The sequence below is a fragment of the Pseudomonas sp. ESBL9 genome, from assembly GCF_036668715.1.
GTDB lineage: Bacteria > Pseudomonadota > Gammaproteobacteria > Pseudomonadales > Pseudomonadaceae > Aquipseudomonas > Aquipseudomonas lundensis.
The window spans coordinates 15,269-31,220 of record NZ_JAZEVV010000010.1 but is presented as its reverse complement, the minus strand read 5'-3'; the positions used below and the strand labels follow the sequence as shown (position 1 = coordinate 31,220).

Genomic DNA, 15,952 nt, shown 5'->3' with positions numbered 1-15,952 from the left:
GATCGTTCATTTTCGGGATCACATCGCCATGCAGGTCAGCAAATCAAACAAGCTCGCCAACGTCTGTTATGACATTCGCGGCCCAGTGCTCAAGCACGCCAAACGCCTGGAAGAGGAAGGCCATCGCATCCTCAAGCTGAATATCGGCAACCCGGCGCCATTTGGTTTTGAAGCCCCGGATGAAATCCTCCAGGACGTGATCCGCAACCTGCCCACCGCGCAGGGCTACAGTGACTCCAAAGGCTTGTTCAGCGCACGCAAGGCGGTGATGCAGTACTACCAGCAAAAACAGGTCGAAGGCGTCGGTATTGAAGACATCTACCTGGGCAACGGTGTGTCCGAGCTGATCGTGATGTCGCTGCAAGCCCTGCTCAACAATGGCGATGAGGTGCTGGTCCCGGCCCCTGATTACCCGCTGTGGACCGCTGCGGTAACGCTGGCAGGCGGCCATCCGGTGCACTACCTGTGCGACGAACAGGCCAACTGGTTCCCGGACCTGGCCGACATCAAGGCCAAAATTACTCCGAACACCAAGGCCATGGTCATCATCAACCCGAACAACCCGACGGGGGCGGTGTACTCCAAAGAAGTGTTGCAAGGCATGCTGGAAATCGCACGCCAACACAACCTCGTGGTGTTCTCTGATGAGATCTACGACAAGATCCTGTACGACGATGCCGTGCACATCTGTACGGCTTCGCTGGCCCCGGACGTCCTGTGCCTGACGTTCAATGGTTTGTCGAAATCCTATCGCGTCGCGGGCTTCCGCTCCGGCTGGATCGCCATTTCCGGCCCCAAACACAATGCCCAGAGCTACATTGAAGGCATCGACATGCTGGCCAACATGCGCCTGTGTGCCAACGTCCCGAGCCAGCATGCGATCCAGACGGCGCTGGGCGGTTATCAGAGCATCAATGACCTGGTGCTGCCTAACGGACGCTTGCTCGAACAACGCAACCGCACTTGGGAGTTGCTCAACGATATCCCGGGCGTCAGTTGCGTGAAGCCCATGGGGGCCTTGTATGCCTTCCCGCGGATTGACCCTAAAGTCTGCCCGATCCTCAACGATGAGAAATTCGTCCTGGACCTGCTGCTTTCGGAAAAACTGCTGGTGGTGCAAGGCACGGCTTTTAACTGGCCGTGGCCCGATCATTTCCGTGTGGTCACGCTGCCACGGGTGGATGAACTGGATCAGGCGATCGGCAGAATCGGTAACTTCCTGAAAACCTACCGTCAGTAATTTCCCAACATGCTGTGCGACACATCAAATGTCGCACAGCATGTTTTGTATGAAATATTCTTCACCCGCCACAACCGCTCGCCTCCTGCCCCCCTCCCCGCACCTCGCTAAAATCGCCATGCCTTGTATTTATTGACCCGAAACCGAATTTTCGCGTCTAAAAAAAGTCAATCCGTATTAGGAAATGGCTTTCTTGCAACTAGAATCAGCCTGTAGGACACAGTTTGAAATAGTCACTTGGTTGAATAGCCTGTAACAGCACCTTATATACCCGCATGCGGCAATACCTTAAGTCGAGGAGATTCTTACAACCATGATGCGCATTTTGCTGTTTTTGGCCACTAACCTGGCGGTCGTGCTGATTGCCAGCATCACCCTGAGCCTGTTCGGCTTCAACGGGTTCATGGCGGCCAACGGGGTTGATCTGAACCTCAGTCAGCTGTTGGTTTTCTGTGCAGTCTTTGGTTTCGCAGGATCTTTGTTCTCGCTGTTCATTTCCAAATGGATGGCGAAAATGAGCACCAGCACCCAGGTCATCACTCAACCCCGTACTCGTCATGAACAATGGCTGATGCAAACCGTTGAGCAATTGTCCCGGGAAGCCGGGATCAAAATGCCCGAGGTCGGGATTTTCCCCGCCTATGAGGCCAACGCCTTTGCAACAGGCTGGAACAAGAACGATGCACTGGTTGCTGTCAGCCAGGGCCTGCTGGAGCGTTTTTCTCCCGATGAAGTAAAAGCGGTTCTGGCTCACGAAATCGGCCACGTCGCCAATGGCGATATGGTGACCCTGGCCCTGGTGCAAGGGGTGGTGAACACATTTGTGATGTTCTTCGCCCGCATCATCGGCAACTTTGTGGACAAGGTGATTTTCAAGAACGAAGAAGGCCGCGGCATTGCCTACTACGTGGCGACGATCTTCGCAGAGCTGGTGCTGGGCTTCCTGGCCAGCGCCATTGTGATGTGGTTCTCGCGCAAGCGTGAATTCCGGGCTGACGAAGCAGGTGCTCACCTAGCGGGCACAGCAGCCATGATCAGCGCCCTGCAACGCTTGCGCTCCGAACAGGGCCTGCCTGTGCACATGCCGGACAGCCTGGCGGCCTTTGGTATCAATGGCGGCATCAAACAAGGGCTGGCCCGTATGTTTATGAGCCACCCGCCGCTGGAAGAGCGTATCGACGCACTGCGTCGCCGCGGCTAACGTTTACGGCGAACAAAAAAGGGCGACTTCGGTCGCCCTTTTTCATATCACGGTCCAGTGCGCGTCAGGCCGTTTTTTCCAGGCGGTAGACACGCTCAACCAATCGGGTTGCACCGCCTTTCAAAAACTTCCAGCTCTTACCCAGGATGTCCGGTTGCTCAAGGATCTCGATTGACCAATCTGCCGCCAAAAGACGCTGCACCTCCGCATCGGGCACGGAAAACGGCGGGCCTTGCATCTGCGACTGCTCGTAATCAAGGGTAATCAACAGGCCCCGGCAGCGCGCTGGCAAGATGCGTGTCAGATGGGCCGTATAGTCCTCTCGCATCTGCGGGGGCAAGGCGATGATGGCCGCGCGGTCATACACGCCCGAACAGGCCGCGACCTCCTCAGCGCTCAACGCAAAAAAATCACCACACAGCAACGTCACCGGCCCTGCCTCGTAGACCCTGAAGCCGCCCCGCTGACTGACCTTGGGTTCGAGGTCGTGTTCGCTAAAAAACGCCTGCACCGCTGTCTCAGACAGCTCAACGCCCAGCACCTCATAACCCTGTGCCGCCAGCCACGTTAAATCGAGGGTTTTTCCGCACAGCGGCACCAGCACGCGCGTACCGGGCTCAAGGCCGAGGTCGGGCCAATAACGCGCTAAATGGGGATTGACCTGCTCCAGGTGAAAGCCAATCTGATTACGCTCCCAACGGTCGTGCCAAAAATCAGCCTGCATGATTCACCTTTAAATTCGATGGATAACCACTAAAACTTATATTGGATTTAGATCATTGATCAGAACGAAGATGACGCATCTTAACCCTGAGGGCCCTGTTCATGCTTCCCAGCCTGTTTATTTCTCATGGCTCGCCAATGCTGGCACTTGAGCCCGGCGCCAGTGGGCCCGCCTTGACCCGTTTGGCCGCCGAACTGCCGCGCCCGAACGCTATCGTAATCATGTCTGCACACTGGGAAAGCGCGGAACTGATTGTCAGCAGCGGCGCGGCACCTGAAACCTGGCATGACTTTGGCGGATTCCCCCCTGCCTTGTTCGCTGTGCAATACCCGGCCCCGGGGAATCCCCAACTGGCCGCAAAGGTAGCGCAACGCTTGGCTGACAACGGTTTACCTGCCCGACTGGACCCGCGACGCCCTTTTGATCACGGCACCTGGGTGCCGTTGTCCCTGATGTACCCACAGGCCGATATCCCCGTGGTGCAGGTTTCTCTGCCCAGCCAGCGAGGCCCTGCCTTTCAGACACACATCGGCCGCGCCCTGGCCGGTCTGCGTGAAGAAGGCATCTTGTTGATCGGCTCCGGCAGCATCACCCACAACCTGCGCGAGCTGGACTGGCACGCAGGCCCCGAGCGCATCGAGCCGTGGGCCAAGGCATTTCGGGACTGGATGATTGAAAAACTCGAGGCTGACGATGAGGCAGCGCTTCACGACTACCGGCGTGCTGCCCCCCATGCCGCGCGTAACCACCCCAGTGATGAGCACGTGCTGCCACTGTTTTTCGCCCGTGGGGCCGGCGGGGCATTTCACGTCGCGCACGCGGGCTGGACGCTGGGTGCGCTGGGCATGGATATTTATCGATTTGGATGAAGGCAGGCTATCGACCTGACGTAGACCCACCTTCCGGACAAAAAAAATCCCCGAACACGTCGGGGATTTTTTTATCGATCAATCACTGCAGCAGTGATTAATCTTCGCGGTAGCGGCGCAGCTTGAGCTGTTTGCCGGCAACACGGGTGTCTTTCAGCTTGGCCAGCAGTTTTTCCAGGCCATCTTCCGGCAGTTCTACCAGGCTGAAGCTGTCACGCACCTGGATGCGACCGATTGCTTCACGTGCCAGGCCACCCTCGTTGAGGATAGCGCCCAGCAGGTTCTTGGCAGCGATACCATCACGCGCACCCAGCGCGGTACGGCAACGGGCACGGCCTTCGGCCAATGGAACCGGCGCACGACGCTCACGATCACCACGCTCAGGACGATCACCCGAACGTTCACGCGGCGCGCTGTTCGGCACCAGTGGACGCTCGCGCTCGATGGCCGCCAGGGTCAGGGCTTGACCGTTGGTGGCTTTGCGCAGCAGAGCGGCGGCCAGGGCACGCGGGCTGCAACCGATGTCGGCAGTCAGGCGATCCAGCAGATCACCGTGAGTCGATTCGGCATCAGCCACCAGCGGCGCCAGGCTGTTGGTCAGCTTCTTGATGCGAGCATCGAGAACGGCCTGAGCATCCGGCAGGCGAACTTCAGCAACCTTTTGACCGGTTACACGCTCGATCACTTGCAGCATGCGACGCTCACGCGGCGTTACCAGCAACAGCGCACGACCTTCGCGACCGGCACGGCCAGTACGGCCGATACGGTGAACGTAGGACTCAGGGTCGTACGGCATGTCAACGTTGAACACGTGGGTGATACGCGGAACGTCGAGACCACGTGCTGCCACGTCGGTCGCCACAACGATGTCCAGACGGCCATCCTTGAGGGAGTCGATCACGCGTTCACGTTGGTTCTGGGCGATGTCACCGTTCAGCGCAGCGGCTTTGTAGCCTTTGGCTTCCAGGGCACTGGCCAGATCCAGGGTCGCTTGCTTGGTGCGCACGAACATGATCAGGGCGTCGAAGTCTTCGACTTCCAGCAGGCTCAATACAGCCGAGGTCTTCTGGTCAGCGTGAACCAACAGGTGAGCCTGTTCGATCGCGGTAACGGTCTGAGTCTTGGTCTGGATCTTCACGTGTTGCGGATCGCGCAGGTGGCGCTCAGCAATGGCACGGATCGACTGCGGCAGGGTCGCGGAGAACAAAACGGTCTGACGGGTCGATGGCAGAGCCTTGAAGATCACTTCAAGGTCGTCCATGAAGCCCAGCTTCAACATTTCGTCAGCTTCGTCGAGAACCAGGTGGTTCACGGTTGCCAGTACTTTTTCGTCGCGACGCAAGTGGTCGCACAGACGGCCCGGTGTGGCGACAACGATCTGTGCGCCATTACGGATTGCTTTCAGCTGTGGGCCCATAGGCGCGCCGCCGTAAACGGCTACCACAGTTACGCCAGGCATTTGCTTGGAGTAGGTTTCGAAAGCGGTTGCTACTTGCAGCGCCAACTCACGGGTTGGCGCCAGGATCAGGGCTTGCGGCTCGCGCTTAGCAGGATCGATGCGGTGCAGGATCGGCAGGGCGAACGCGGCGGTTTTACCCGTACCGGTTTGCGCCTGACCAATCATGTCGTGACCGGCCATGATGATCGGGATCGATTGCTGCTGAATAGCCGAAGGTTCTTCGTAGCCAGTCGCTGCGACGGCTGCAAGAATATTCGGATTAAGATTAAAAGCGGCGAAGCCGCCGGTTTCCTGGGTCATGGGTCTGCCTCTAAGTGCATCCGCAAAGACCCATGCTCCAAAGCTGCGCATGCCGTGTAAGACTCAAGAGTCGCCCTGGCTGCTTTGTCGGCGGGGATTTGCGAAAACGTTTAAATGAATGGAGCGTTCAGGGTTGTCCGCGAAACGGACGAGCAGCCGAAGCGTGCTTCGGGAAATGCGACACCTAAACGTGGCCCGGCTAAAGGCCGGCGCGCACTATACCGGATTTATCAAAAAAAAGAAGCGTTTTTTTGAGGCAAAAAGCGCTGTATGCCTCTATAGACCGGGCCTTAAGGATATTTTGACCGGTTCAAAAAACGCCAAACCCTTGGCCACTCGGGGCCAAAGGCTAAAACGTTTCATCTTTGCGCATTCAGGTGGCAGGGCGAATGGCTTTGATCAACGGCTCCAGCGAGTACCCCAGCGTCGACGCCAGCGCTTGAGCACGCCCGGTGACCGCGTCCAGCGCCAGTGTCTGCTCCAGATCCGCAGGCACCATCAAGATCACGTTGCCCTCCTTCACCGGCAACTCCCAGTAATGGCGATGGTACAAACCGCGCAGCAGTGCCGCACCCAACGGTTTGCCATCATCGGTGGCCCACTGATTGATGATCAGCCAGCCGCCGGGATTGAGTTTCTTCTGGCAGTTTTCGAGGAACCCCCAGGCCAAGTGCCCGGACGCAGGCCCGAGGTCGTTATAAAGGTCGACAAAAATGAGGTCTGCCGACTCCGCACTGTCGAGCAACTCGAGGGCGTCCCCGATACGAATGTAAAGCCTGGGGTCATCGTCCAGGCCCAGGTACTCGATGGCCAGCCGGGGGACGTCAGGTCGCAGCTCGATGGCTTCGACATCGTCGAGGGGCAGAAACTTGAGGCAGGCCTGCGTCAGGGTGCCTGCGCCCAACCCTAAAAACAGGGCACTTTCAGGGGCTTCATGGCACAGCGCGCCGATCAGCATGGCGCGGGTGTAGTCATACTCCAGCCAGCTGGGATCAGCGGTGAAGACACAACTTTGCTCGATCGCATCGCCAAATTCGAGGAAGCGGTAATCCTCCACTTCAAGCACCCGAATCATGCCGAAGTCATCATGAACTTCGGCGAGCAGACGCTCAACGCGCTCCTCAGACATTTCCTCTCCTTGCCGCGACCCGGCACAACCCGGGCATCGCACTAAAAAACCACCACTCGGCGCCGAGCAGAAAGGCGCGATTGTCGGCCATAGCAGCGCGGCAGGTCACGCACTAATTTGCTGCTACCATGGCCCACCTCACTTCCACATTAGAGTCTGCGATGAGCCAATCCTGGAGCCCCGACAGCTGGCGAGCCCTGCCAATCCAGCAACAACCTGTCTACCCTGACGCCGCGCACCTGCTGCGGGTCGAACAAAGCCTGGCCAGTTACCCGCCACTGGTCTTTGCAGGCGAAGCACGCGAGTTGCGCCGCCAATTTGCGGAAGTCACACAGGGTCGGGCTTTTCTGCTTCAAGGTGGCGATTGCGCTGAAAGTTTTGCCGAGTTTTCCGCGGCCAAGATTCGCGACACGTTCAAAGTGTTACTGCAAATGGCCATCGTCATGACGTTTGCGGCGGGTTGCCCGGTGGTCAAAGTCGGTCGCATGGCCGGCCAATTCGCCAAACCGCGCTCGGCCAATGACGAAACCCTCAACGGCATCACGCTTCCGGCCTATCGCGGCGATATCGTCAATGGCATCGGTTTTGATGAAAAAAGCCGTGTACCGGACCCCGAACGCCTGGTGCAGGCTTACAACCAGTCCACCGCCACCCTGAACCTGCTACGCGCCTTTGCCCAGGGAGGTTTTGCCGACCTGCATCAGGTCCACAAATGGAATCTGGACTTCATCGCCAACTCGGCCCTGGCTGAAAAGTACAGCCAACTGGCCTCCCGCATTGATGAAACCCTGGCCTTTATGCGCGCTTGCGGCATGGACAGCTCGCCGCAATTGCGCGAAACCAGTTTCTTCACTGCCCACGAAGCGCTGCTGCTCAATTACGAAGAGGCCTTCGTGCGCCGCGACAGCCTGACCAACGATTACTACGATTGCTCGGCCCACATGCTGTGGATCGGTGACCGTACGCGCCAGCTGGACGGCGCGCATGTCGAGTTTTTGCGCGGGGTCCATAACCCGATCGGGGTCAAGGTCGGGCCGAGCATGAACACCGATGACTTGCTGCGACTGATCGACACGCTCAACCCGAACAACGACCCGGGCCGCCTCAATCTGATCGCACGCATGGGAGCCGACAAGGTGGGCGATCATTTGCCGCAGTTGATTCGTGCGGTCGAGGGTGCAGGCAAACAAGTGCTCTGGAGCTGCGACCCGATGCACGGCAACACCATCAAGGCCAGCAGTGGCTACAAAACCCGCGACTTTGAGCAGATCCTTCGCGAAGTGAAACACTTCTTCCAGGTGCATGAAGCCGAGGGCAGTTACGCAGGCGGCATTCACATCGAAATGACCGGGCAAAATGTCACCGAGTGCATTGGCGGCTCACGGCCGATTACCGAAGATGGCTTGTCGGACCGCTATCACACCCATTGCGACCCGCGAATGAATGCCGATCAGTCATTGGAGCTGGCGTTTTTGATTGCCGAAACCCTCAAGCAAGTCAAACGCTGAAACGTTGCGCCTGGCACCAGGCGCAAGGGCGCATGAAGACCCGTTTATTTGTTAAACGGGTCTTCCCAGAAGTGCCGATGACTTTCAATTTCTACGTCCGCGCGGCTCAGCCCCAGATCCTTGAGCGTTGCATCACTGATCCTGCGCAAACATGCCCGTTCGCGGGCTAACTGGTGCCACCGGACGAGCCGTGACCACACGGCTGAAACCTTATTACCTTTCATCGCTTGAGTCCTCCTGGGGGATGGCTCAAGTGTCTGTGTGGGCCTAAGATCAATCCAACGAATGTTTCTTATGCGACTCATCTCAGAGATTGATGAATGGCTGATTTCCCCAGCATAGATACCGACCTGCTGCGCACGTTTGTGGCGATTGCGGATCATGGCGGCTTCACCCGCGCCGCCGACGTTGTCAACCGCACGCAATCGGCAGTGAGCATGCAAATGAAACGGCTTGAAGAAGATGTCCTTCAATGCCCGCTTTTTCAGCGCGACGGGCGTAATGTTTCACTGACGACCGAAGGCTACGTCCTGCTCGGGTACGCGCGGCGCATTCTGAAATTGCACGGCGAGGTCTTCAATACCCTGCGCCAGCCGCACATGGTGGGCACGATCAAAATCGGCTCACCGGACGATTACGTGATGCGTTTTTTGCCCGGGGTGCTGTCGCGATTCGCTCAGGATTACCCGCTGATCAATGTGGAAGTGCATTGCGAACCCTCTGCGTTACTGCTGCAACGTAACGATCTGGACTTGACCATCGTCACCCGCAAGCCAGGCTCAGAACGAGGACAGATTCTGCGTCAGGAACGCTTCGTGTGGATGGTGGCCGAAGGTTTTACGCCCCATGAACAAACGCCGCTGCCACTGGCCATGTTCAACACCGAGTGTTTTTGCCGGGTCTGGGCCTGCAATGCGCTGGATGCGATGCAACGCGAATACCGGGTCGCTTATACCAGCGCCAGCCTGGCGGCCATTAATGCTGTGGTCAGCACGGGACTGGCCGTGACTGCGCAACTCGAGAGCCTGTTGACCCCCGGGCTGCGCATTGTCGGGGAAGCCGAGAATCTGCCTCAGCTACCGTCTGCCAGCATTGTATTGCTGCGCAAACCCATCACGACGCCGTCGCCGATTATTGAATGCTTCGCGCACTACATCGTCGATGGCTTCAAGCTTTGATGGCCAACAACCCGGCGCATACCAGCAAGAAGCCGCAATACAAGGCGCGCAGCACACGCTCGGGCAGCGCGTGTGCGACTTTTACGCCCCAACTGATACTCAGCAACCCGCCGATGGCCATGGGCACGCCCATCAGCCAATTGACCTCGTGATGAATGGCGTAGGTCAACAACGTGACGCTGGTACTCGGTGCCGCCAGGGCCAGCGACATGCCCTGCGCCACCACCTGCGACGTCCCGAAAACGCTGGTCAATACGGGCGCCGCGACCACCGCGCCACCTACGCCAAATAACCCGCCTGTGGTTCCCGCCAATGCCCCCAACGCGCCAAACCATGGCCAGCCGTAGCGAGAGCCTGTGGGCGCTTGAGCCGCAGCGCCATACAGTTTGATCAGGTTATAGAGCGTAATCGCCAGCAAAAACCCGACAAATCCCCACCGAATAATGCGCTGATCCAGCCCTACCGCCAGCATCGCCCCCAGCCACGCAAAGCAGAAACTCATGACCACCAGCGGTAACGCCTGACGCAGGTCGATGCGATTGCGCTGGTTGTAGCGATACAGCGCCACCAGCACATTGGGCACCGACATGACCAGAGCCGTGCCTTGCGCCATTTGCTGATCCAGACCAAACCACAGGCCCAGCACGGGAATGGCAATCAAACCACCGCCTATCCCGAACAATCCGCCCATCGCCCCCAGCGCGACACCCAACGCGGTGTACATCACAACATCCATCAACATCACTGCCCCTCATGGTGATCGGCCATCCTACCCAGTCGCAGGCCAGTGGCAAAGCTCAAAACCGGGCCTTGCGCACGATTTCATGAAGCAAAAAAAAACCCGACCTTGTGGTCGGGTTTTTGTCGTGCGGTGAACGCCAGGATTAAACCTTGGCGCGGCCCTTGTAGGAACCACCGTCACGGGTATCGATCTCGATCCAGTCGCCGATTTCAACGAAATCTGCAACGCTCAGCTCGGTACCGTTTTTCAGTTTGGCAGGCTTCATCACTTTGCCCGAGGTATCGCCACGAGCGGAACCTTCGGTGTAGTCAACCTGACGCACGATGGTGGTCGGCAGCTCCACGGAAACCAGGCGGTCTTCGAAGAAGATGGCTTCGCAAACATCGGTCATGCCTTCTTCAACGAAAGGCAGAACGGCTTCGATGTCTTCAGCGTTCAGCTCGTACATGGTGTAGTCAGTGGTGTCCATGAACGTGTAAGTGTCGCCGGAGATGAAGGACAGGGTCGCTTCTTTACGGTCCAGGATCACGTCGTCCAGCTTGTCGTCAGCGCTGTAAACGATTTCAGTCTTGTAGCCAGTCAGCAGGTTCTTCAGCTTGGTCTTCATGATCGCGCTGTTACGGCCCGACTTGGTGAATTCAGCTTTCTGAACCAACCAAGGGTCGTTTTCGAGCTTGATGACTGTGCCGGGTTTAAGCTCTTTACCAGTTTTCATTGCGAGTATCCGAATTTGGATTGAGATTTACAAAAATCTAGGCCGCGTATCATATCCAATTTCTATAAAACAGTACCAGCGCTTGCGCAAGATCAGCCTGGTTTGCCTGTTGTAGACACCAGCGCTCAGCATGGGCGGACAGTTGCTCCCAGTGTTCTTCTACGTCATTCCAGCTTTTGGTCATGTCCGCGCCCGCATTCCAGGCCAGCCACAGGTCGGTAATCGCCTGCGCGGCGGCCGGTGACAGGCCGTTGACGTATAACGCCAGGAAGGCTTTGAGCTTGACCCAATGCGCGTCCTCTTCTTGCTGGTAAATATGCCAAAGCATGGGACGAGCGGCCCACTGCGCCCGCACAAAGGAGTCCTCGCCCCGCACGGCATTGAAGTCACAACTCCACAAGATGCGGTCGTAATCCTCCTGCCGGACAAACGGCAACGCCTGAACAGTCAGCGTACCGCGCCGCTCAACGGTACCAGGCGATAACGCTTCAACATCAAGCCAGTGCAGCAGATCCGCCATGATCCGCCCTTGCGGAACCAGCAAATGCGTCGCGCGATGACCCGCTGACAAGGCTGACAGCCAACTGGCGAGGCCCGTGTTTTCATAAGCAAACAACGAGATCAGGCGCGCCTGCGGGTCTGGAAAGACGCCCAACGCTTGCAGGAACGCCTGCCGCGCCAGCGGATTCCGCTGAAAGGACTGACGTCGTGCGAGTAAATCGCCTTCGCGCAGCAAGCCGCCCGTACCAGCTTCAAAGCCGGGGAAAAAGAACATGCGTTTAAGGCCATCGGGCCGCAGCGAAGGCAAGCCGTGACAGCCGGCCACCCAGTCCTCTGCACTCAGGTACTCAAGATTGATCCACAACGCAGGGCTGACACGCTCTTTCATGGCGCGCAAATAAGCCTCTGGCAATTTGCAGCCGAACGCCTCGATCACTACGTCGGCCACCTCCACCGCCGCCCAGACCTGTGGCCACTGGCGAACCTCCACGCCCTGCTGCCATTGTTCACTGGTTGTGGCATCCGCCTCAGGACACAGCGGCACGAACGCGCGCAAATCGTCGACCCACAACCGCACCGCCAGATCATGCTCGGCCGCCAACTGACGGGCCAGACGCCACGTGACACCAATGTCGCCGTAGTTGTCGACCACACTGCAAAAAATATCCCAGGAGACTTTCATTCCGGGCTCCAACATTCAAAGGGCCGATTGTCCGCATAAAACAGCAGGGACAGAAGCGTTATGACGCATTAATCTGCGCGACAGTCGTGCGACAATCGCCGCTCACTCACACCACGCGCCCGCCCGGAGGCTGCCATGCCCGCTCGTCCGATTGCTCGCCGTCGATTGTCAGTCACCCTCAGCCCGCTTTCCCTGATCGGCTGTATTGCCCTTGGGCTTTGGTTCGGGTTTGTAGCGATAGCCCTGACGTGCGGGTTGATCTATCGCGCTGCCGGACCCGCTTCCCTGGCGCCTGTAGCCGCCCTCTTGCACCCGACGACACTGCCGTCGACGCCGCCGCCCGCCCCAAGCAATGTGATGTTTGAGCAATATCAGCAAAACCTGTATCAACACGAACAGCAGCAACGGCTGGAGCAGGCGCGTGACAGCAACCGCAACCTGGCAAACCCCACCTGCCAGTTTTGGCTACAGCAAGATCAGAACGCACCGACCGACAAAAGCCGCGCCAACGTGCTGCGTTTTTGCAATTAAACGAAGACCCGACCGTCCCTGCCTATGAACAAGATCGACGTACACCGCCTGTTACTGGAGAAACTCGAGATTGATCTCGATGTGCTGCAACGCGCGGCTCAGACCGCCTACGAAGCTGCCACCCACGAAGAAAATGTGGCTGAGAACAAGTACGACACCCTTGGGCTGGAAGCTTCCTATCTGGCAACAGGTCAGGCACGTCGGGTAGAGGAAATTCGCCAGGCACTTAAACGCTGTCAGGCCATGTCGCTGGAACCACTGGAACCCGCGCGCGGGATTCAGATCGGGGCGCTGGTGTGTCTCGAAACAGACAAGGGCACCTCGCAGTACCTGCTGCTGGCCCCTGATGCGGCAGGCTTGACGCTCAAGGCGAACGGGCAAACCGTCACCGTCATCACACCGCGCTCGCCACTGGGCGCTGCGCTGCTGGGCAAGTACCTCGACGACGAGGTGCAGATCAAGGTCGGGGCCGCAGTCCAGCATTTCAGCGTGCTGGAGATCGCCTGATCAGCCGCATCTACGCGTTTTACTTGGCCGCGGCCATCAGACGGTTCACTTCACTGCGCACCATGTTTGCGTATTCGGGCGGCGACATGGCGTCCAGCTCGGAACGGACCCATTCGGCCCATTTGCCCTTGCGCTTGGCACGCTCACCGAACAGACGTGCGGCATCGCCTTTGGCCTTACCCAGATTGCTCTGCCAAAGGTCAAACAGACGTGATTTTTCATCTTCAAGCGCAGCACGCTCAGCAAGGGGCTTATTGGCGAGATTGAAGCTCATGACAGGTTCCTGCGGCGTAATTTGGGCTACATCTTACACCTTCAAAAGAAGTGTCTCAGCCAGGTTTTTAACTACGCTGTCAGCTCAACACCGTACATCCCGCAAAACAGATGCAACTTTTCACGACCGGATTGACTCCATAACTCATCATCCTTTTCACCTGCAAGGAGTACCGCAATGGCTCGAAAAAACGCCGTACAAGCCGCTGAAGACCAAATCAAAGACCAGGCTTTCAGCGAGCTGCAAGACCTGATAGCCGAATCGGACAAGCTGCTCAAGGACAGTGCATCGCTGGTTGGCGAAGAAGGCGAAACACTGCGTGTACAGGTGGGCCTGAAACTCAAGCAGGCACTGGACTCCGTAAACAACGTTCGCGAACGCAGCAAGCCGGTGGTTGACGCAACCGAGCATTACATCGGCGGCCACCCCTGGCAGACCGTTGCGATTTCTGCCGGTTTCGGTCTGGTAGTAGGCCTGTTGCTGGGCCGTCGTAACTAAGATACGGCGACTGTCTCGGCCATCACCGAAACGTTGCATTTTCAAAGCCCTTCTCCCTCCGGGTGAAGGGCTTTGTCGTTGGCCTGCAAAAAACTTCGACATATTCAGTGACATGCACGGGCAGCAGTCCTGATACTTCACGCCACACTCCATGCCGATGAGACAGTCGATGTCCACCTCCCCTGCCGCTCACAAACCCCTGAGCACTGCCCTGATCCTGCTGATGGCCACTGCGACGGGCCTGGCCGTGGCCAGCAACTATTACGCCCAGCCTTTGCTGCACACCATCGCCCAAGAGCTGGGCTTGAGCATGAGCAGTGCCGGTACCGTCGTGATCACCGCCCAGTTGAGTTATGGCGCCGGCCTGCTGTTACTGGTGCCGCTGGGTGACCTGTTTGAGCAACGCCGCCTGATTGTCAGCATGACCGTCTTAAGCGCGCTGGGCTTGCTCTTGAGTGCTTTTGCCCCGTCGCTGACCCTGTTGCTGCTGGGTACGGCGGTCACCGGCTTGTTTTCTGTCTCGGCCCAGGTACTGGTGCCCATGGCTGCCAGCCTGACAGACCCGCAAAGCCGGGGCCGGGTCGTAGGCACACTGATGAGCGGCCTGCTGCTGGGTATTCTGCTGGCACGCACCGTGGCAGGCGCCCTCTCTTCGGCAGGCGATTGGCGCACCATTTACCTGCTGGCCGCCGCGCTCATGTTTATCAGCGCCATCGCGCTGTACTGCGCCCTGCCCAATCATCATCAGAGCGCAGGGTTGAGCTATCCGAAACTGCTGGGATCGGTATTTCGCCTGTTCGTGGAAGAGCCGGTATTGCGCCTGCGCGCGCTGTTGGGCCTGCTGACATTCTCGTTGTTTGCCTTGTTCTGGACCCCCCTGGCCTTTCTGCTGGCACTGCCGCCCTACGGTTATTCTGACGCGGTGATCGGCCTGTTCGGGCTCGCGGGTGCCGTCGGTGCGGTGGCGGCCAATTGGGCCGGGCGCATGGCTGACCGTGGCAAGGGCCAACAGGCCACCACTGCCGGTTTATTGGTATTGCTGGCGTGCTGGCTGCCCATGGCATTTGCCGGTAGCTCATTGACCGCCCTGTTGATCGGCGTGCTGGCCTTGGACTTTGCCGTGCAACTGGTCCATGTGAGCAACCAGAACGCCGTGTTTCAAATCCGGCCCGCGGCGCGCAATCGCCTTAACGCGGGTTACATCACCTGTTATTTCATTGGCGGCGCTCTGGGCTCGCTCGCGGGCGCACAAACCTACCCGGTTTACGGTTGGGAGGGCATCGTCATGGTCGGCGCCGTCATCGCGGCCCTGACCCTCGCAGTGTGGGGTTATGCCCTGCAACGAGAAAGCAAGCTGCAGCCTGTCGGGTAGCTCGTGTTGCGGCGCTTTTCATCACCGGGTGAAGCCGCTAGGATGCTCAACACCTTGAAAACGGCCTGTCTTGGCAGGTCGTTTATTGCCCTGAATGGCCCCGAGAATACGAATGATCCCTAAAGAATCCCGCAACGAACTGGCCCTGGATACGTTCATCAAAGGGCACCCTGAACTGATCGAAGAAATGAAAGACCTCAGCCACGAGGATCGCCAGCAGCAAATCCTCTGGGCATTTGAAGACGAAGCCCAAAGCCGTGGCCTCGAAGCCTGGGAGCTGGCCCTGGAACTCATCGCCCGCTCGCCGGAAGAATTGGCCGCGATGCGCCGGGAAGTGCATCAGGAAGTCGCTGAAGCCCTGGACATGAGCTGGGAAGAATACTGCAGCTTCAACGACATCGCCGTTTGAGCCTGACGCCCCCATGACGCGGCGATTACCGAGTAACCGCTCGTCACTTGGGTGGCACGAACATGTGCAGTTCACACACCAACATCATGTAGCCCTCCCCACTTTGGAGTCGA

Annotated in this window: 18 protein-coding genes; 10 read left to right on the top strand and 8 right to left on the bottom strand. The window is 58.2% G+C overall.

Features of this window, described 5'->3' with window-relative positions:
* Positions 1–28: 28 nt before the first annotated feature.
* Together V6F78_RS20945 and htpX are read left to right on the top strand one after the other, a co-directional pair.
* Positions 29–1,240, top strand: a complete 1,212-nt coding sequence (locus V6F78_RS20945) for a pyridoxal phosphate-dependent aminotransferase (RefSeq protein WP_047273941.1) — start codon at positions 29–31, stop codon at positions 1,238–1,240.
* Positions 1,241–1,553: 313 nt separating this feature from the next.
* Positions 1,554–2,441, top strand: a complete 888-nt coding sequence (gene htpX, locus V6F78_RS20940) for a protease HtpX (RefSeq protein ID WP_047273939.1) — start codon at positions 1,554–1,556, stop codon at positions 2,439–2,441.
* Positions 2,442–2,505: 64 nt separating this feature from the next.
* On the opposite strand, the gene V6F78_RS20935 is transcribed toward htpX, so the two are convergent.
* Positions 2,506–3,165: a thiopurine S-methyltransferase gene (locus V6F78_RS20935; protein ID WP_203305708.1), complete on the bottom strand. Its 660-nt coding sequence runs from the start codon at positions 3,163–3,165 to the stop codon at positions 2,506–2,508.
* Between the two features lie 101 nt (positions 3,166–3,266).
* Between V6F78_RS20935 and V6F78_RS20930 the strand changes: the two genes are divergently transcribed.
* On the top strand, positions 3,267–4,034 hold the full coding sequence (locus V6F78_RS20930) for a DODA-type extradiol aromatic ring-opening family dioxygenase (protein ID WP_047273935.1): 768 nt from the start codon (positions 3,267–3,269) through the stop codon (positions 4,032–4,034).
* Positions 4,035–4,131: 97 nt separating this feature from the next.
* Here V6F78_RS20930 and V6F78_RS20925 read toward each other — a convergent pair whose 3' ends face one another.
* Positions 4,132–5,793 (bottom strand): DEAD/DEAH box helicase, encoded by a 1,662-nt coding sequence (locus V6F78_RS20925; protein WP_047275591.1) that lies wholly within the window; start codon positions 5,791–5,793, stop codon positions 4,132–4,134.
* 373 nt (positions 5,794–6,166) lie between these two features.
* A complete protein-coding gene (locus V6F78_RS20920) occupies positions 6,167–6,922 on the bottom strand; it encodes a spermidine synthase (RefSeq protein WP_047273931.1) in 756 nt (251 codons plus the stop codon).
* Between the two features lie 161 nt (positions 6,923–7,083).
* On the opposite strand from V6F78_RS20920, the gene V6F78_RS20915 reads away from it, so the two are divergent.
* Positions 7,084–8,430, top strand: a complete 1,347-nt coding sequence (locus V6F78_RS20915) for a class II 3-deoxy-7-phosphoheptulonate synthase (RefSeq protein WP_169839832.1) — start codon at positions 7,084–7,086, stop codon at positions 8,428–8,430.
* A gap of 44 nt (positions 8,431–8,474) precedes the next feature.
* Here V6F78_RS20915 and V6F78_RS20910 read toward each other — a convergent pair whose 3' ends face one another.
* On the bottom strand, positions 8,475–8,654 hold the full coding sequence (locus tag V6F78_RS20910; protein ID WP_047273927.1) for a DUF1127 domain-containing protein: 180 nt from the start codon (positions 8,652–8,654) through the stop codon (positions 8,475–8,477).
* A gap of 96 nt (positions 8,655–8,750) precedes the next feature.
* Between V6F78_RS20910 and V6F78_RS20905 the strand changes: the two genes are divergently transcribed.
* Complete coding sequence (locus tag V6F78_RS20905; RefSeq protein ID WP_332728129.1) at positions 8,751–9,608, top strand: LysR family transcriptional regulator; 858 nt, start codon at positions 8,751–8,753, stop codon at positions 9,606–9,608.
* Here V6F78_RS20905 and V6F78_RS20900 read toward each other — a convergent pair.
* The 3 genes from V6F78_RS20900 to earP all read right to left on the bottom strand — a co-directional run bounded on the left by V6F78_RS20900 (position 9,598) and on the right by earP (position 12,248).
* A complete protein-coding gene (locus V6F78_RS20900; protein WP_047293004.1) occupies positions 9,598–10,350 on the bottom strand; it encodes a sulfite exporter TauE/SafE family protein in 753 nt (250 codons plus the stop codon). The genes V6F78_RS20905 and V6F78_RS20900 overlap by 11 nt on opposite strands.
* A 142-nt stretch (positions 10,351–10,492) precedes the next feature.
* Positions 10,493–11,065, bottom strand: coding sequence for an elongation factor P (locus V6F78_RS20895; protein WP_047273922.1), 573 nt, complete (start codon positions 11,063–11,065; stop codon positions 10,493–10,495).
* Between the two features lie 49 nt (positions 11,066–11,114).
* Positions 11,115–12,248, bottom strand: coding sequence for an elongation factor P maturation arginine rhamnosyltransferase EarP (earP, locus tag V6F78_RS20890; protein ID WP_169839833.1), 1,134 nt, complete (start codon positions 12,246–12,248; stop codon positions 11,115–11,117).
* 135 nt (positions 12,249–12,383) lie between these two features.
* On the opposite strand from earP, the gene V6F78_RS20885 reads away from it, so the two are divergent.
* Together V6F78_RS20885 and V6F78_RS20880 are read left to right on the top strand one after the other, a co-directional pair.
* The gene (locus V6F78_RS20885; RefSeq protein WP_094990676.1) at positions 12,384–12,779 is read left to right on the top strand and encodes a hypothetical protein; all 396 of its coding nucleotides are present in this window, start codon (positions 12,384–12,386) and stop codon (positions 12,777–12,779) included.
* Positions 12,780–12,803: 24 nt separating this feature from the next.
* Positions 12,804–13,286, top strand: coding sequence for a GreA/GreB family elongation factor (locus V6F78_RS20880; protein WP_047293001.1), 483 nt, complete (start codon positions 12,804–12,806; stop codon positions 13,284–13,286).
* A 19-nt stretch (positions 13,287–13,305) separates the two neighbouring features.
* Here V6F78_RS20880 and V6F78_RS20875 read toward each other — a convergent pair whose 3' ends face one another.
* On the bottom strand, positions 13,306–13,560 hold the full coding sequence (locus V6F78_RS20875; protein ID WP_047275577.1) for a hypothetical protein: 255 nt from the start codon (positions 13,558–13,560) through the stop codon (positions 13,306–13,308).
* A 177-nt stretch (positions 13,561–13,737) separates the two neighbouring features.
* Here V6F78_RS20875 and V6F78_RS20870 point away from each other — a divergent pair, with 177 nt between their 5' ends.
* From V6F78_RS20870 to V6F78_RS20860, 3 genes are all read left to right on the top strand, one after another.
* A complete protein-coding gene (locus V6F78_RS20870) occupies positions 13,738–14,058 on the top strand; it encodes a DUF883 family protein (protein WP_332728126.1) in 321 nt (106 codons plus the stop codon).
* Positions 14,059–14,227: 169 nt separating this feature from the next.
* Positions 14,228–15,430: an MFS transporter gene (locus V6F78_RS20865; RefSeq protein WP_047293000.1), complete on the top strand. Its 1,203-nt coding sequence runs from the start codon at positions 14,228–14,230 to the stop codon at positions 15,428–15,430.
* Between the two features lie 112 nt (positions 15,431–15,542).
* Positions 15,543–15,839 carry a DUF6388 family protein gene (locus tag V6F78_RS20860; RefSeq protein WP_047275572.1) on the top strand — a complete coding sequence of 99 codons (297 nt, stop codon included), beginning with the start codon at positions 15,543–15,545 and terminating at the stop codon, positions 15,837–15,839.
* The last annotated feature ends 113 nt before the right edge of the window (positions 15,840–15,952 follow it).

Excerpts from the sequence above, each read along its gene's own strand:
- V6F78_RS20945 (WP_047273941.1), top strand. The coding sequence starts at position 29 with ATGCAGGTCAGCAAATCAAACAAGCTCGCCAACGTCTGTTATGACATT.
- htpX (WP_047273939.1), top strand. The coding sequence starts at position 1,554 with ATGATGCGCATTTTGCTGTTTTTGGCCACTAACCTGGCGGTCGTGCTG.
- V6F78_RS20935 (WP_203305708.1), bottom strand. The coding sequence starts at position 3,165 with ATGCAGGCTGATTTTTGGCACGACCGTTGGGAGCGTAATCAGATTGGC.
- V6F78_RS20930 (WP_047273935.1), top strand. The coding sequence starts at position 3,267 with ATGCTTCCCAGCCTGTTTATTTCTCATGGCTCGCCAATGCTGGCACTT.
- V6F78_RS20925 (WP_047275591.1), bottom strand. The coding sequence starts at position 5,793 with ATGACCCAGGAAACCGGCGGCTTCGCCGCTTTTAATCTTAATCCGAAT.
- V6F78_RS20920 (WP_047273931.1), bottom strand. The coding sequence starts at position 6,922 with ATGTCTGAGGAGCGCGTTGAGCGTCTGCTCGCCGAAGTTCATGATGAC.
- V6F78_RS20915 (WP_169839832.1), top strand. The coding sequence starts at position 7,084 with ATGAGCCAATCCTGGAGCCCCGACAGCTGGCGAGCCCTGCCAATCCAG.
- V6F78_RS20910 (WP_047273927.1), bottom strand. The coding sequence starts at position 8,654 with ATGAAAGGTAATAAGGTTTCAGCCGTGTGGTCACGGCTCGTCCGGTGG.
- V6F78_RS20905 (WP_332728129.1), top strand. The coding sequence starts at position 8,751 with ATGGCTGATTTCCCCAGCATAGATACCGACCTGCTGCGCACGTTTGTG.
- V6F78_RS20900 (WP_047293004.1), bottom strand. The coding sequence starts at position 10,350 with ATGTTGATGGATGTTGTGATGTACACCGCGTTGGGTGTCGCGCTGGGG.
- V6F78_RS20895 (WP_047273922.1), bottom strand. The coding sequence starts at position 11,065 with ATGAAAACTGGTAAAGAGCTTAAACCCGGCACAGTCATCAAGCTCGAA.
- earP (WP_169839833.1), bottom strand. The coding sequence starts at position 12,248 with ATGAAAGTCTCCTGGGATATTTTTTGCAGTGTGGTCGACAACTACGGC.
- V6F78_RS20885 (WP_094990676.1), top strand. The coding sequence starts at position 12,384 with ATGCCCGCTCGTCCGATTGCTCGCCGTCGATTGTCAGTCACCCTCAGC.
- V6F78_RS20880 (WP_047293001.1), top strand. The coding sequence starts at position 12,804 with ATGAACAAGATCGACGTACACCGCCTGTTACTGGAGAAACTCGAGATT.
- V6F78_RS20875 (WP_047275577.1), bottom strand. The coding sequence starts at position 13,560 with ATGAGCTTCAATCTCGCCAATAAGCCCCTTGCTGAGCGTGCTGCGCTT.
- V6F78_RS20870 (WP_332728126.1), top strand. The coding sequence starts at position 13,738 with ATGGCTCGAAAAAACGCCGTACAAGCCGCTGAAGACCAAATCAAAGAC.
- V6F78_RS20865 (WP_047293000.1), top strand. The coding sequence starts at position 14,228 with ATGTCCACCTCCCCTGCCGCTCACAAACCCCTGAGCACTGCCCTGATC.
- V6F78_RS20860 (WP_047275572.1), top strand. The coding sequence starts at position 15,543 with ATGATCCCTAAAGAATCCCGCAACGAACTGGCCCTGGATACGTTCATC.